Source organism: Paraperlucidibaca wandonensis, assembly GCF_042677145.1.
In the GTDB taxonomy this organism is placed as follows: domain Bacteria; phylum Pseudomonadota; class Gammaproteobacteria; order Pseudomonadales; family Moraxellaceae; genus Perlucidibaca; species Perlucidibaca wandonensis.
In genome coordinates this window covers 65,427-79,058 of sequence record NZ_JBHTIT010000001.1, presented here as the reverse complement: position 1 = coordinate 79,058, position 13,632 = coordinate 65,427, and the positions used below count along the sequence as shown (strand labels likewise).

Below are 13,632 nucleotides of genomic sequence, written 5' to 3'. Positions count from 1 at the left end.
CTTATTTCGACTCAATCGTTTTCAGCACTTGCCATTGGCCGGCCTTGGCGCGATAGACCGTGATCGAGCCTTGCGTGAGGTCGCCCTGAGCATCAAAACGAATACGCGAGGTAACGCCGTTATAGTCAGTTTTGGCCAGCTCTTGTTTCACTTTCACAGGATCGGTAGTGCCGGCACGCTGCATGGCTTGCGCGAGAATCATCATAGCGTCGTAGCAATACGGTGCATAAAGCTGGATTTTTCCGTACTTAGCTTCGAAGCGCTTTTTAAACGCTGGGCCATTCGCTAGCGTGTCTAAAGGTCGACCCGGAAGCGATGCGACAACACCCTCGGCAGCTGTTGCGGCAAGCTTCATAAACTCGGCGGTATGAATACCATCGCCGCCAAGCAGCTGCATACTTAAGCCCAATGACTGCATTTGCTTGGCCATAGGCGCGCCTTGACCATCCATGCCACCAAAAAATAACAAGTCCGGCTTCTTACCTTTAATCTTGGTCAAAATCGCAGTGAAGTCCGAGGCTTTATCGCTGGTGTATTCGCGCACAATGATTTCAGCACCGGCAGCAATAGCGGCTTTTTCAAACTCATCAGCTAGGCCTTGGCCATAGGCAGTGCGGTCATCAATGATGGCAATTTTCTTCGCGCCCAGCTCCTGTACGGCAAATTCGCCTAAAGCTCGCCCCTGCTGAATATCATTCGCCATGACACGAAAGGCGTTATCGAAACCTTGTTGGGTATAACGTGGCGTGGTTGCCGAAGGCGAGATTTCTACGATGCCAGCGCTGTTATAAACACGCGAAGCCGGCATGGTGGTGCCTGAGTTCAAATGACCAATGACGGCCTTAACGCCATCATCAACAAACTTTTGCGCGACTGTGGTGGCCATACGCGGGTCGGCCTGATCATCTTGCGAGTCGAGTTGAAAGACCACCGACTCATCGCCAATTTTAAAGCCAGCGGCATTTAAATCATCGATGGCTAAGCGCACGCCATTTTCATTATCTTTACCGAGATGCGCCTGAGTGCCAGTGAGCGGCGCGGCGTGGCCAATGACCACGATGCGTTTGCCGTCTTCTGTCATCGATGGCGTATGTGGCTTTGGGCTACAAGCGACCAAAACGGTAGCGGCAGCAATGACGGCGGCAGCAATGCGCGAGGATTTTTTCATCATGATATGTCTGCTCGTTGCACAGGCCATGTGGCCAAAAGTGTGATTATTACTGCGTTAGGCCTTGCTGAACAGATCACCCACCAGTTGTTATTGCCTTGTTGGCAAGACGCGCTGGCACAAGATCGCTAAACTGCGGCGCTTAATGAGATATTTTGTGCTCACAGTGTGCCGCGAAATGGCCACAAAACCAAACAATGCCGACGAGAATCTGATGAACGCAGCCACGCCCTTATCACCCACACTAGAACTCACCCTCGCCCTCATCCGCGAACCCTCGGTGACACCTTTTGATGCCGACTGCCAAGACCTAATGATCCGTCGCTTAGAAGCCATCGGTTTTGTGATTGAGCGCCTACGCTTTGGTGAAGTCGATAATTTCTGGGCACGACGTGGCACAGAAGGTCCTCTATTTGCTTTTGCTGGCCACACCGATGTCGTGCCGCCAGGTCCTAGCGAGCAATGGGCAGTGCCGCCATTCGAGCCACGCATTGAAGACGGTATGTTGATGGGCCGAGGTGCAGCTGACATGAAGGGTTCACTCGCCGCCATGGTGGTGGCCTGCGAACGCTTTGTCGCTGCGCATCCAGACCATAAAGGCAGCATTGCGTTCTTGATCACCAGCGACGAAGAAGGCATCGCGATCGATGGCACCGTGCGAGTAGTGGAAACGTTGGAAGCGCGCGGCGAAAAAATCACCTGGTGCTTAGTCGGCGAACCCTCCAGCACTGATCTAGTCGGCGATGTCATTAAAAATGGCCGTCGCGGCTCGCTCGGCGGCATCCTTAATGTGCTCGGCAAACAAGGCCATGTCGCCTACCCGCATTTGGCCGACAACCCAATTCATCGCGTCGCGCCCGCGCTTACCGAACTGGCCGCTGAGACTTGGGATGAAGGTAATGCCTTTTTCCCCGCCACCAGCTTCCAAATTTCCAATATCAACGCCGGCACAGGCGCCAATAACGTCATCCCAGGCAATGTCGAAGTAGTGTTTAACTTCCGCTTTTCTACCGAACTGACTGAGGCGGTTTTACGCGAGCGCACTGAGGCCATTTTGGATAAACACGGCCTGCGCTATGAGCTGGCGTGGCGCTTAAGCGGCCAGCCATTTTTGACAGCAGCTGGCGCATTAGTCGATGCCGCGGTTGGCAGTATTCAGCACTACACTGGTCGCACGCCTGCGCTGCTCACTACCGGCGGCACATCTGATGGCCGCTTTATCGCACCCACAGGTGCGCAAGTATTGGAGCTAGGGCCGGTCAATCGCACGATTCATCAGATCAACGAATGTGTGAAAGCAGCCGACTTAGACACGCTGACCGACCTCTATGAGGGCATTTTGCAGCGTTTGCTGACCAACTAATGTTGGTTAAAAATCATACTTCTGTATGGCATTTGTCTGATCTAGCTAGTCATCCCGATAAACAGCCGTTAGTCGGCTAAATGCAGAGCTGTCCTAGCGTTTAACAAGTAGCTCTGCTTAATTTTCCTTGCCGGCTCGGATAGCCACTAACAGGCAAGGAATGCATCATGCAGAATCCATCACTCCCCGATCGTAGTGTTCTACAGTATTACCTCAACGAGGTGCGCAACTACCCTCTACTCACGGCCGAAGAGGAGCTAAGCCTGTGCTTAGCTTCGCAAGCGGGCGATGGCTGTGCACGCGACCGCATGATTGTCAGCAATTTACGTCTAGTGCTTCGCATAGCGCGACAACATCAGCGCTCTAGCATGGCATTTGAAGACTTAATTGAGGAGGGAAACCTCGGCTTAATACACGCGGTTGGTAAATTTGACGCTAGCCGTGGCTTTCGTTTTTCAACCTATGCTGTGCATTGGATACGCCAATACATCGAGCGCGGCATCATGGATCAATCGCGCGTTGTGCGTCTGCCGGTGCACATGGGCAAGCGTCTAAATAAATGTCTACGAGTTAGCCGCGAATGGCGTCAGCGCTATGGACACGACGCGCGGCCGGCCGATATGGCAGATGCCATTGGTCGCAGCGAAAATGAAGTGCGCGAACTGCTGCCTTGGCGAGAGTCACCTACAAGCATGACCACCTTTGAAGATGAGGGGCATCCACTACACCCGAGCTGTGGTGAGCATGAAAACCCAGAGCATCAATCGCTGCAAAGTAACTTACTCACCGCCATGTTTCGCTTTGTGGCTAGATTAAACTCGCGCGAGCAGTACATTATTAACTGCCGCTTTGGCGTTAACAGTCATTGCAAGCAAACACTTGAGTGCATCGCCACAACCATTGGCGTAACGCGCGAACGCGTACGACAAATTCAGCTTGAGGCGCTAGCAAAGCTACGCTTATGGATGCACGAGGAACACTTAGATAAAGACTGTTTGAATGACCTAGATGGCTGAATTTGCACGCTCTATCCGCTAGAATACCGAGCTAAGCCTCAGTAGCTCAGCTGGATAGAGCAGCCCCCTCCTAAGGGGCAGGTCGGACGTTCGAATCGTCTCTGGGGCACCATTAAATCAATGATTTAGTTAATTATTAAATCTATAGTACTGGCTAAAAGTAGTGGTATATGAACATCGGACGAAAAAGCGCATTTGAAACTCTAAGCGCCTAGCCCACTACACCGCCGAGCATTGGCACAAAATGTACAGGCTCAATGGTTTGTTGAGTGATGCCATCAAGCGTTTTACACACCAACACCAATGATTGTCCTTGGCCAGCGCCTACGGGTAAAACCATGCGCCCACCGACCGCTAATAAGTCGATTAGCGCAGGTGGTACACCAATCGCGGCGGCCGTGCCAATGATGCCGTCGTACTCGCCCTCACCGGGCCAGCCTTGCATGCCATCGGCATGGCGCAAACGCACATTATTAAGCCCTAATGCTTTTAAACGATCGCGGGCTTTATCCTGCAATGCTTTGATGCGCTCAATGGAGTGCACGCTGCCAACCAGTTGCGCCAAAACAGCAGTTTGATAGCCCGATCCGGTGCCAATTTCTAAGACTTTCTGGCATGGCCCTGCGGCCAGTAAAATCTCACTCATTCGCGCCACAATATATGGCTGCGACAGCGTTTGGCTGTGACCAATAGGCAGCGCAGTGTCTTCATAGGCTCGATGCGCAAGCGCTTCATCAACAAATACATGCCGCGGGGTTTGGCGCATGACATCAAGCACTTGCGCATCGGTAATACCCTGCGCAATAAGCCGTGTCATTAAGCGGTCGCGGGTGCGGGCAGACGTAAATCCTGAACCGTGAATATCGAAGGGCGTGCCGGTGCTCATGGTGTTGTTATTATCTCTAAGCGATGGGGCAAATGTAGCACGCAGCACGCAGGGCGGCAGAACAATTCAGTCATCAGAATTGTTTAATCCATGCCGACAGTGTGCTCATGGCACCACGATGCGTCATATCAGGATCGAGTGGCGTCACACTAATGCAGCCTTCTGAGACCGCATAAAAGTCAGTGCCAGGCGCATTATCGAGCGGATCACCCAAGGCGCCTATCCAATATACGGTGTTGCCGCGAGGGTCTTGCAGCTTCAGCACATCTTGACTACGCGCGCGATGACCTAGGCGGGTCACAGCAAAGCCTTTGTGTTCACTGGGCTCGCCACCCGGCACATTAATGTTGAGCAAAGAGCGCGGTGGCAATCCAATATCCTGCCATTTGCTAATGAGCTGTGCAGCGTAAGCGGCGGCGGCGCGATAATCATCAATGCCGCGAATATCCATTTTCGGCTTCGCCAACGACACGGCCATGGCTGGATGGCCTAAGAATCGCCCCTCCAATGCCGCCGCAACCGTGCCTGAATAAAGCACATCATCGCCAAGGTTTGGGCCGGCATTGATACCTGAAACAATCAAGTCTGGCTCGAAATCGAGCAGGCCATTAAGCGCAACATGAATACAGTCTGCCGGCGTGCCATTGAGCGAAATGAAACCATTGGCTAAGCGCTGCGGGCGTAGCGGCCGATCCAGCGTCAGCGCACTAGAAAAAGCACTGCGCTCACTATCAGGAGCAACTACCGTGACCTCGCCTAAATTAGCTAAAGCATCGGCCATTGCTTGTAGGCCAGGCGCTAATACGCCGTCGTCATTACTCAGCAAAAAGCGCATGCGGGCTCTCCTCTAAATCAATACTCGATGCCAATAGCGCCGTGGCGAACGCACCGCAGGGCAGGCTAAAGCTCAGGCGTAAGCTATCATCAGCTAGCCATTGCGCCGATAAATCAGGGGCGCACAAGCGCAGGGATCGGCGCTGATTAGGCAGGCCAATTGCGGCAAGGTCATCGATAATTTGTTGCCATGGCGCTAGCGTCTGCGCTTCGAGCGCGGCCACGGCGTCATGCACCGCCGCTTCACCGGCACCAGGCATCGGGCCGGTGGGATGAATCAGGCCGGCACTTAGGCGCTCGGGCCAACTGGCGTCGTCATTAGTAGGTTGAAAAAAACTGCCGCGACCATCGAGCTGTAAAACATCGCCAACGAGATATGACGCCCAGCTTTGATTGCTCACTCGCGCGGCCAAAACGCGATTAAATAGCGCCGAGCGCAGAGCCGATAACCAAATGCTTTCGCGCTGGTCACGGCGGCGGCGTTGGCCAGCGCGGCGCTCAGCGAGCAGCCTCAAGCCTTGGTCGATATTGCGGCCGCCATGGCCAAAACGCTGGTCGCCAATATAGTTCGGCACGCCGTGCACTGCGATGGTGGCGAGTCGCTCATCTAGCAGCTCGCGTGTGGCTGCGCCGATAAAACTTAACTGACGCAGCGTGATGACAAATTGGTTGGCGGCATGAGCGCCACGGCGTAATTTACGATTGCTGCGTGCCTGCTTGAGCACACGATATTGCGCGTTTGAACTATCTTGCGGCAGCCATTCATCGCCCAATGACCAAACGCCGGCGTTTGCCGTGCCCGCACCAGCAGGCCAATGCACGCTAAACCATTGCTGTGTTCGCGCATGGCGATCTTTCATACCGGAATAGCTCAGAGCTTGGCGTGAGAGCCCAAGGCGCTGAGCAATATCAGCGGCAACGGCATCGGTATTGAGACCGCACTTCTCCACCCATAACCACAGATGCTCACCCTCGCCGCTGGGCTCAAAGCCCATAACTTCCACTACCTGAAAATCATCAGGCGTGGCTTTTAATTGCGCACGAGCTAATGGCTCGCCCCACGGAGAAGGGCAATCCCCGCGCAGCGCTGGCGTGTGACTTGTGCATGTTTCGCTTGAAGCAGGCAACTCACTCATATCGGCCACAACATCACCACGGCATGCGCCTCAATGCCTTCGCGGCGACCGACAAAACCAAGTTGCTCTGTGGTCGTCGCCTTCACACTCACGGTATCGAGCGCGACCTGAAGGTCTTCCGCAACGACAGCGCGCATGGCATCAATATGTGGTCGCAGACGCGGTTGCTCGGCCATGATGGTGAGGTCGGCGTTACCCACGACATAGCCACGGGCATGAATGAGCACCAAGACTTTGCGTAATAGCTCACGGCTGTCGGCACCAGCGAAAGCGGCGTCTGTATCGGGAAAATGCTTGCCGATATCGCCTAAGGCTAGCGCACCAAGTAGCGCATCCGATAAGGCGTGCAAAGCTACGTCACCATCGGAATGGGCCATCAAGCCATGCGTGTGGGCGATGCGAATACCGGCGAGCGTGACCGAATCGCCTTCGCCAAAGCGATGCACATCGATGCCGTGGCCGATGCGTGGACGCAAAGCAGCAGAGCTGGTCATGAGCAGATTCCTTGCGCGCGTTGCGCCGATAAATAAAACGCCGCGAGAGCAAGGTCGTCGGCGTAGGTGATTTTTATATTGTCGCGCGCGCCCAACACTAGGCGTGGGCGATGGCCGAGGCGCTCAATGGCGGCAGACTCATCGGTGACCACCACACCATCGGCGCGTGCGGCCAATAACGCATCACGCAATAAGCCGTAGCGAAATAGCTGCGGCGTAAGTGCATGCATCAGACCAGCACGCGGCACAGTCGCCTCAACGCGAAGACCCACTGAATTAGCCCTACTCTGCTTCATGGTATCGCGCACATCATGGGCCAATAGGCCACCGACATCATCCTGCGCACAGGCGTTAATCAACTCGCGCACATCATTCGGCCGTAGCAAAGGCCGAGCAACATCATGAACCAGTACCCAGTCGTCATCGCGCGCCTGCGTCAGCGACAGCAAGCCCGCCAGCACCGAGTCCATGCGCTCGGCACCACCAGCAACGCGACTAACTCGTGCATTCTGCACAGCCGAAACTAGCGCAGCCTGCTCATCATGAGCCGCCAGCACTAATGCAATATGGGAGATTTCATCGAGATCTAGCAAGCGCTGAAGACTGTGTGCAATCACAGGCTGGCCATCAAGGATGGCGTATTGCTTAGCTTGGTTGCCGCCAAAACGAGTGCCTATTCCGGCAGCAGGGACGACTGCAAAATATGCACTCATGGTTGGCGCTCAGGCTCCGCCGCAGACTCTGAAGCGCTATCTTTAGGCGCATGCACCACCGCTGGTGTCGCGGGCATTCGCGCGGTTGCAGAACCCGACAAGGCTTTACCCGTCACCAGATAAAAAGTTTCATCGTCTTTGATCATGCCAAGATCTAACCGTGCGCGCTCTTCAATTGCAGCATGGCCTGTTTTTAGATCATTGACCTCAGCCTCTAAAACATCGTTGCGCTGACGCAGGCGGAGATTTTCTGCCTGCTGCAGCGCAACCGCGCCTTTAAGCCGATGCACATCGCGAACGCCACCTTCGCCGAACCACAGACTCAGCTGCAGCACCACAAAGATAGCCGCCGCCAGCCATAGCAAGGTTCGACTCAGGCTGGGAGCAGCTGTCATGACTTACGCTAAGCCCTTGAACTCGGCCTTGCCGCGATACGGCGCGCTGTAGTCGAGCTCTTGCTCAATACGCAGCAGCTGGTTGTATTTCGCAACGCGATCGGAGCGGCATAGCGAACCAGTTTTGATCTGACCTGCGGCTGTTGCCACCGCTAAGTCCGCGATAGTGGCATCTTCAGTTTCTCCCGAGCGATGCGAAATTACCGTGCTATAGCCATTGGCTTTGGCCAAATAAATCGCGTCCAAAGTTTCAGTCAATGTGCCAATTTGGTTGAACTTGATCAGAATCGAGTTGCCCACGCCTTGGTCGATGCCTTTTTGCAGGATGGCGGGATTGGTGACAAACAAGTCATCGCCGACTAGTTGCACACGGTGGCCGAGCTTATCGGTGAGAATTTTCCAACCTGCCCAATCCGATTCGTCCAAACCATCTTCAATCGAAATGATGGGGTAGCGATCGCAAAGACCCGCGAGATAGTCAACAAACTCAGCTGAAGTGAAGGACTTATTGCCCTCGCCTTCGAGCACGTATTTGCCATCGTGATAGAACTCAGAAGCGGCGCAATCGAGTGCCAGCATGACGTTCTCGCCCGCTTTGTAGCCGGCAATGCCGATGGCTTCAACAATAACCTTCAGCGCTTCTTCGTTACTGCTTAAGTTTGGCGCAAAGCCGCCCTCATCGCCCACAGCCGTGTTTAAGCCGCGTTTTTTCAACACACCTTTCAAGGCATGGAAAATTTCAGCGCCGCAACGCAGCGCTTCAGCAAAGCTAGTGAAGCCGACTGGCTCAACCATGAACTCTTGAATATCAACAGTATTATCAGCGTGCTCGCCGCCATTGATGATGTTCATCATCGGTACTGGCATGGTGAACTGGGTGTTTTTACGCAGGCTAGCAATATAGGCATAAAGCGGCTGGCCTTTGGCTTGCGCAGCAGCTTTAGCAATGCCTAATGACACAGCCAAAATCGCATTAGCGCCTAGCGATGACTTAGTCTCAGTGCCATCTAGCGCGATCATGGCGTGATCTAAATCTGTTTGATCAAACACACTTTTGCCAACCAGCAGCTCGCGGATGGGGCCGTTAATATTGGCCACAGCATTGAGTACGCCTTTGCCGAGGTAGCGCGACTTGTCGCCATCGCGCAGCTCTAGGGCCTCGCGCGAACCGGTGGAAGCGCCACTAGGCGCGGTGGCGCGACCCATCATGCCATTGTCTAAAATGACGTCGGCTTCAACGGTGGGGTTGCCGCGCGAGTCCATAATTTCGCGACCGCGAATATCTACAATAATCGCCATTTTTGGCTCTCCAAGGGCTATTGGGCTTGCCACTAACGGCAAGCCTTATGAATTAATGAGTGTCGAGAACGGGGAAGCTTTTTACCAAATCATCGATGGCTTTCACTTGCGCCAAGAATGGTTCCAGCTGTGACAAGCGCAAGGCGCAAGGGCCGTCGCATTTGGCTTTTTCAGGGTCTGGATGTGCTTCTAAAAATAGGCCGGCGAGCTTTTGGCTCATGCCTGCTAGTGCCAACTCAGTGACTTGCGCACGACGACCACCAGCGGCATTCGACAGGCCGCCGGGCATTTGCAAGGCGTGCGTGACATCGAAAAACACGGGGTAGTCAAACTGCTTCATGATGCCAAAGCCGAGCATATCGACGACTAAGTTGTTGTAACCAAAGCTGGAGCCGCGCTCGCATAGAATGAGCTGATCATTACCGGCCTCTTCAAATTTGGCGAGGATATGGCCCATTTCTTTCGGCGCTAAGAACTGCGCCTTTTTGATATTAATCAGAGCTTTAGTGTTCGCCATGGCCACAACCAAGTCAGTCTGCCGCGACAAGAATGCTGGCAGCTGAATGATGTCGACCACTTCAGCTACTGGTGCGCACTGCGCTGGCTCATGCACATCGGTAATGATGGGCACGTTGAAGGTTTTTTTAATCTCTTCAAAAATGCGCAGACCCTCTTCCAAGCCTGGGCCACGATACGAGCTCACGCTAGAACGATTGGCCTTATCGAACGAGGCCTTGAACACATACGGGATGCCCAGCTTCTCGGTGACCGTGACGTAGTGCTCACAGATCTGCATCGCCATATCGCGCGACTCCAACACATTCATGCCGCCAAACAGCACGAATGGCTTGCTGTTGGCCATCTCGATAGCGCCTAAGGAAATCGTTTTCTCGGTCATCGCTCAGTCCTCTTTTTATGTGCGCTCGCGGCGCTTTATTTGTTAAGCCCGCGGCGCATTACTCATTACGCTCGCGGTGCTCAATGCCGGCAACTCAGAAGCTTAACCGCGTGAGTCGGCGTGTAGCAGCGCGGCAGCAATAAATCCGCTGAATAGCGGGTGGCCATCACGCGGCGAACTGGTGAACTCAGGGTGGAACTGGCAGGCAACAAACCATGGGTGATCAGGAATTTCGACCATCTCAACCAAGGACTTATCGGCGCTATAGCCCGAAATACGCAAGCCAGCAGCTTCGAGCTGCGGCACATAGGTATTGTTGACTTCATAACGGTGGCGATGGCGCTCAGTAATTTCATCGGCGCCATACACGCTGTGCGCCAAGGTGCCAGGCACTAAATGGCACTGCTGTGCGCCCAAGCGCATGGTGCCGCCGAGGTCTGAATTGGCATCGCGGCGCTCAATGGCACCCGACTCGGTTTGCCACTCAGTAATTAGACCGATGACCGGGTGCGCACAGCCGGGCTTGAGCTCACTGGAGTTTGCATCGTCAAGGCCGGCTTTATTGCGCGCGTACTCGATGACCGCGACTTGCATACCTAAGCAAATACCGAGGTAGGGAATCGCGTTTTCGCGGGCATGACGAACGGTAGCAATCTTGCCTTCGGTGCCGCGATCGCCAAAGCCGCCGGGTACCAAAATCGCATCAACGCCATCGAGTAAGCTCAAACCTTGCTGCTCAATCGCTTCGGCATCGATGTAGCGAATTTTTACTTTTGCATGATTTTTAATGCCGGCATGCAGCAGCGCTTCATTGATCGACTTATAGGCATCAATAAGCTCAACGTATTTTCCGACCATGGCCACACACACTTCACGCTCAGGATTCATCAGGCCGTCAACCACAGCATCCCAGTCGCTCAAATCGGCTGCTGGTGCGGTTAGGCCTAGACGCTCAACGACAAAATCATCGAGGCCTTGCTCGTTAAAACGGCGCGGAATTTGGTAAATCGATTTCGCGTCTTTAGCGATGATGACTGCGCGCTCTTCGACGTTAGTGAACAGCGAAATTTTGCGGCGCGACTCATCCGGTACGTCATGCTCTGAACGACAAATGAGGATGTCTGGCTGCAGACCGATGGAGCGCAGCTCTTTTACCGAATGCTGTGTTGGCTTGGTTTTCAGCTCACCAGCCGAGGCGATATAAGGCACCAAAGTCAGGTGCATCAACAACGAGCCCTGATAACCCAGCTCAATGCGCATTTGCCGCACCGCTTCCATAAATGGTTGCGATTCGATGTCGCCGGCGGTGCCACCAATTTCAACAATAGCGATGTCATGACCGCGCGCGCCATCACGCACACGCTGTTTAATCGCGTCGGTAATATGCGGAATGACTTGTACTGTGCCGCCCAAATAGTCGCCACGGCGCTCTTTGGTGAGTACGTCAAGATAGACGCGGCCAGAGGTAAAGTTATTTTTCTTGGTCATGCGACCACGGCGCAGAAAACGCTCGTAATAGCCCAAGTCGAGATCAGTTTCAGCGCCATCGCTGGTGACAAACACCTCACCGTGCTGAAACGGACTCATGGTGCCGGGGTCAACGTTGATATAGGGGTCCATCTTGATCATGGTTACGGCGAAACCGCGCGCTTCCAAGATAGCCGCTAAGGAGGCAGCTGAAATGCCCTTACCTAAGGAAGACACCACCCCGCCGGTGACGAATATAAATTTGGTCATGAACATTCCAGGCTATCGCGTGAGCATTGGTGCACTGAAAAAAGTCAGTGCTAAGACGGGAGAGGATGTTATCACGCACGCCTCATTGCGGGGAGGGGCTGCGCTGGCTTATCACGCAGTCGACACGGCCTAAGTCCTTGAGTTTTTTGCTTGACCATGAAAAAAGGCCCCGAAGGGCCTTTTTTTGCTGCGTTTAGGACAACTTAGAAGTTGAACTGTGCGCGGGCAGTAACAGCAGATGCACTCTTGTCTGTGCCTACTTCTGTTTCACCATCCACGTACTCAAGCATAAAACGTGTATTTGGTGTTGCGTAGTAGTTCAAACCGACTGTGTAATAAGACGCTTCGTTACCGCTGATGTCTTTATTTTCAATCGTGTCAAAGCGTGCTTTTAGCTCCAACGCACCTTCTTCACCATCCACTTTAGGTGACTTAAACACACCTTTTTTGAAGTCATATGGCTTAACGTGATCAGTTAGCATGTAGCTAGCTTGCACGTAATAGGTATTCACGTCTTGATCGGGATTAGGCACAGCAGTAATGGTGTCTTTGAAGGCTGCCATTGCATACTCACCTTGCAATGTCATGGCGCCAAAACGTGCAGCCAATTCAGCAGCAATTGTGGTCTGCTCATCATACTTAGCCGCTAGTAAGTTACCGCTTTTCAAGCCATTTTCACGACCAACAACGCGAACATTGGGGTTTTTCTCGTTACCAATGCCGTACTTATCAATCGAAGCGCTTAAGCCAATGTGTACGAGATTGCCATTCGAGCGAATCGGTACGATGAAGCCACGAGCGTTGGCGCCATTACCGCCCTTATTGGCATCAGACGCTGAACGTGGCGAGTATGCCGACACGCCCCAACCATAACCTTCGCCATGGCCATCTAAGAAAGCACCCAGAACAAACTGCTCACCATAAATGCCTGTAGCTGTCGCAAATGGACGCTCCATGAAGGTCAGCTCATTGGAGCTTGTTAACTCTTCCATGCCGCGGTATGGCTTAGCCTGGCCTAAGCGCAGGTTGGCACCACCAAGCACTTCACGGCCAATCCACATTTCACGTAGGCCTTCGTTATTATTTGAAACTCCAGCACCTGAAGAGGCAAAGTCGTTTTCAAATTTGTATTTGAAGTCGTATGCACGGCCTTCCAAGGTTAAACGTGCGCGGCGGAAGAAGAAGTCATTGCCGCTATTTTGTGTGCCGACATTAATGTCATCTTCATCGGTGTAGTAGTTAGCATCGAAATGAATGCGGCCACCAATTTTGGCTTCGAAGTTGCCATCTTCCGATTTAATTTGAAAGCCACCGGTGCTTGAAGCTTTATCAGCGGCCAGGGCGGTCGCGCCAAAGGAGGCGGCAAATACAGCCAGCGCGGTCATCTTGATTGCATGTTTCATTATTTACCTCTGCATATCAGCTTAGGGGATTAGGCCACTTGGCAGCCAACCCAGGGACCTATTTAGGTGCCCGCTTTTGGGTTGCCGCGACTATGGCTTTTAAATATGACATTTCATCGAAGTTTTTGTGACGGTTTCGTGACAATCCGATCGGTTGACACTGGATATGAATATTTCATGACCATTCAGTCGCAATTTACCACCGCTGGTCGCACCAATTTAGCGCAGGCATTGTATGTCTTATGTATCTAGATTTTACTCATTACGTACGGCCTTGGCTGTACTCGCAA

13 protein-coding genes and 1 tRNA gene are annotated in these 13,632 nt (G+C 53.3%); 3 read left to right on the top strand and 11 right to left on the bottom strand.

Annotation, left to right across the window (positions count from 1 at the left end; all coding sequences use genetic code 11):
- Position 1: 1 nt before the first annotated feature.
- Positions 2-1,171 carry a branched-chain amino acid ABC transporter substrate-binding protein gene (locus ACFQ0F_RS00355; RefSeq protein ID WP_340675316.1) on the bottom strand — a complete coding sequence of 390 codons (1,170 nt, stop codon included), beginning with the start codon at positions 1,169-1,171 and terminating at the stop codon, positions 2-4.
- Between the two features lie 211 nt (positions 1,172-1,382).
- Here ACFQ0F_RS00355 and dapE point away from each other — a divergent pair, with 211 nt between their 5' ends.
- From dapE to ACFQ0F_RS00340, 3 genes are all read left to right on the top strand, one after another.
- Positions 1,383-2,531: a succinyl-diaminopimelate desuccinylase gene (gene dapE, locus ACFQ0F_RS00350; RefSeq protein WP_340675315.1), complete on the top strand. Its 1,149-nt coding sequence runs from the start codon at positions 1,383-1,385 to the stop codon at positions 2,529-2,531.
- Positions 2,532-2,698: 167 nt separating this feature from the next.
- On the top strand, positions 2,699-3,547 hold the full coding sequence (locus ACFQ0F_RS00345; RefSeq protein WP_379067829.1) for a sigma-70 family RNA polymerase sigma factor: 849 nt from the start codon (positions 2,699-2,701) through the stop codon (positions 3,545-3,547).
- Positions 3,548-3,582: 35 nt separating this feature from the next.
- A tRNA-Arg gene (locus ACFQ0F_RS00340) sits at positions 3,583-3,659 on the top strand.
- A 99-nt stretch (positions 3,660-3,758) separates the two neighbouring features.
- Here ACFQ0F_RS00340 and ACFQ0F_RS00335 read toward each other — a convergent pair.
- From ACFQ0F_RS00335 to ACFQ0F_RS00290, 10 genes are all read right to left on the bottom strand, one after another.
- Complete coding sequence (locus tag ACFQ0F_RS00335; RefSeq protein WP_340675313.1) at positions 3,759-4,433, bottom strand: protein-L-isoaspartate(D-aspartate) O-methyltransferase; 675 nt, start codon at positions 4,431-4,433, stop codon at positions 3,759-3,761.
- Between the two features lie 73 nt (positions 4,434-4,506).
- Positions 4,507-5,268, bottom strand: coding sequence for a 5'/3'-nucleotidase SurE (surE, locus tag ACFQ0F_RS00330; RefSeq protein WP_340675312.1), 762 nt, complete (start codon positions 5,266-5,268; stop codon positions 4,507-4,509).
- Positions 5,249-6,403: a tRNA pseudouridine(13) synthase TruD gene (gene truD, locus ACFQ0F_RS00325; RefSeq protein WP_379067825.1), complete on the bottom strand. Its 1,155-nt coding sequence runs from the start codon at positions 6,401-6,403 to the stop codon at positions 5,249-5,251. Before truD ends, surE begins: the two co-directional genes overlap by 20 nt.
- On the bottom strand, positions 6,400-6,897 hold the full coding sequence (gene ispF, locus ACFQ0F_RS00320; protein ID WP_340675310.1) for a 2-C-methyl-D-erythritol 2,4-cyclodiphosphate synthase: 498 nt from the start codon (positions 6,895-6,897) through the stop codon (positions 6,400-6,402). The genes truD and ispF overlap by 4 nt, the downstream gene beginning before the upstream one ends.
- Complete coding sequence (gene ispD, locus ACFQ0F_RS00315; protein WP_379067822.1) at positions 6,894-7,610, bottom strand: 2-C-methyl-D-erythritol 4-phosphate cytidylyltransferase; 717 nt, start codon at positions 7,608-7,610, stop codon at positions 6,894-6,896. Before ispD ends, ispF begins: the two co-directional genes overlap by 4 nt.
- On the bottom strand, positions 7,607-8,005 hold the full coding sequence (gene ftsB / locus ACFQ0F_RS00310; protein ID WP_379067819.1) for a cell division protein FtsB: 399 nt from the start codon (positions 8,003-8,005) through the stop codon (positions 7,607-7,609). Before ftsB ends, ispD begins: the two co-directional genes overlap by 4 nt.
- Positions 8,006-8,008: 3 nt before the next feature.
- A complete protein-coding gene (gene eno, locus ACFQ0F_RS00305; protein ID WP_379067816.1) occupies positions 8,009-9,304 on the bottom strand; it encodes a phosphopyruvate hydratase in 1,296 nt (431 codons plus the stop codon).
- Between the two features lie 52 nt (positions 9,305-9,356).
- Complete coding sequence (gene kdsA, locus ACFQ0F_RS00300; protein WP_379067813.1) at positions 9,357-10,202, bottom strand: 3-deoxy-8-phosphooctulonate synthase; 846 nt, start codon at positions 10,200-10,202, stop codon at positions 9,357-9,359.
- Between the two features lie 102 nt (positions 10,203-10,304).
- On the bottom strand, positions 10,305-11,939 hold the full coding sequence (locus ACFQ0F_RS00295) for a CTP synthase (protein WP_340675305.1): 1,635 nt from the start codon (positions 11,937-11,939) through the stop codon (positions 10,305-10,307).
- 203 nt (positions 11,940-12,142) lie between these two features.
- A complete protein-coding gene (locus tag ACFQ0F_RS00290; protein ID WP_379067810.1) occupies positions 12,143-13,342 on the bottom strand; it encodes an OprO/OprP family phosphate-selective porin in 1,200 nt (399 codons plus the stop codon).
- Between the last annotated feature and the right edge of the window lie 290 nt (positions 13,343-13,632).

Coding starts and splice junctions, on each gene's coding strand:
- ACFQ0F_RS00355 (WP_340675316.1), bottom strand. CDS start 1,171: ATGATGAAAAAATCCTCGCGCATTGCTGCCGCCGTCATTGCTGCCGCT.
- dapE (WP_340675315.1), top strand. CDS start 1,383: ATGAACGCAGCCACGCCCTTATCACCCACACTAGAACTCACCCTCGCC.
- ACFQ0F_RS00345 (WP_379067829.1), top strand. CDS start 2,699: ATGCAGAATCCATCACTCCCCGATCGTAGTGTTCTACAGTATTACCTC.
- ACFQ0F_RS00335 (WP_340675313.1), bottom strand. CDS start 4,433: ATGAGCACCGGCACGCCCTTCGATATTCACGGTTCAGGATTTACGTCT.
- surE (WP_340675312.1), bottom strand. CDS start 5,268: ATGCGCTTTTTGCTGAGTAATGACGACGGCGTATTAGCGCCTGGCCTA.
- truD (WP_379067825.1), bottom strand. CDS start 6,403: ATGAGTGAGTTGCCTGCTTCAAGCGAAACATGCACAAGTCACACGCCA.
- ispF (WP_340675310.1), bottom strand. CDS start 6,897: ATGACCAGCTCTGCTGCTTTGCGTCCACGCATCGGCCACGGCATCGAT.
- ispD (WP_379067822.1), bottom strand. CDS start 7,610: ATGAGTGCATATTTTGCAGTCGTCCCTGCTGCCGGAATAGGCACTCGT.
- ftsB (WP_379067819.1), bottom strand. CDS start 8,005: ATGACAGCTGCTCCCAGCCTGAGTCGAACCTTGCTATGGCTGGCGGCG.
- eno (WP_379067816.1), bottom strand. CDS start 9,304: ATGGCGATTATTGTAGATATTCGCGGTCGCGAAATTATGGACTCGCGC.
- kdsA (WP_379067813.1), bottom strand. CDS start 10,202: ATGACCGAGAAAACGATTTCCTTAGGCGCTATCGAGATGGCCAACAGC.
- ACFQ0F_RS00295 (WP_340675305.1), bottom strand. CDS start 11,939: ATGACCAAATTTATATTCGTCACCGGCGGGGTGGTGTCTTCCTTAGGT.
- ACFQ0F_RS00290 (WP_379067810.1), bottom strand. CDS start 13,342: ATGAAACATGCAATCAAGATGACCGCGCTGGCTGTATTTGCCGCCTCC.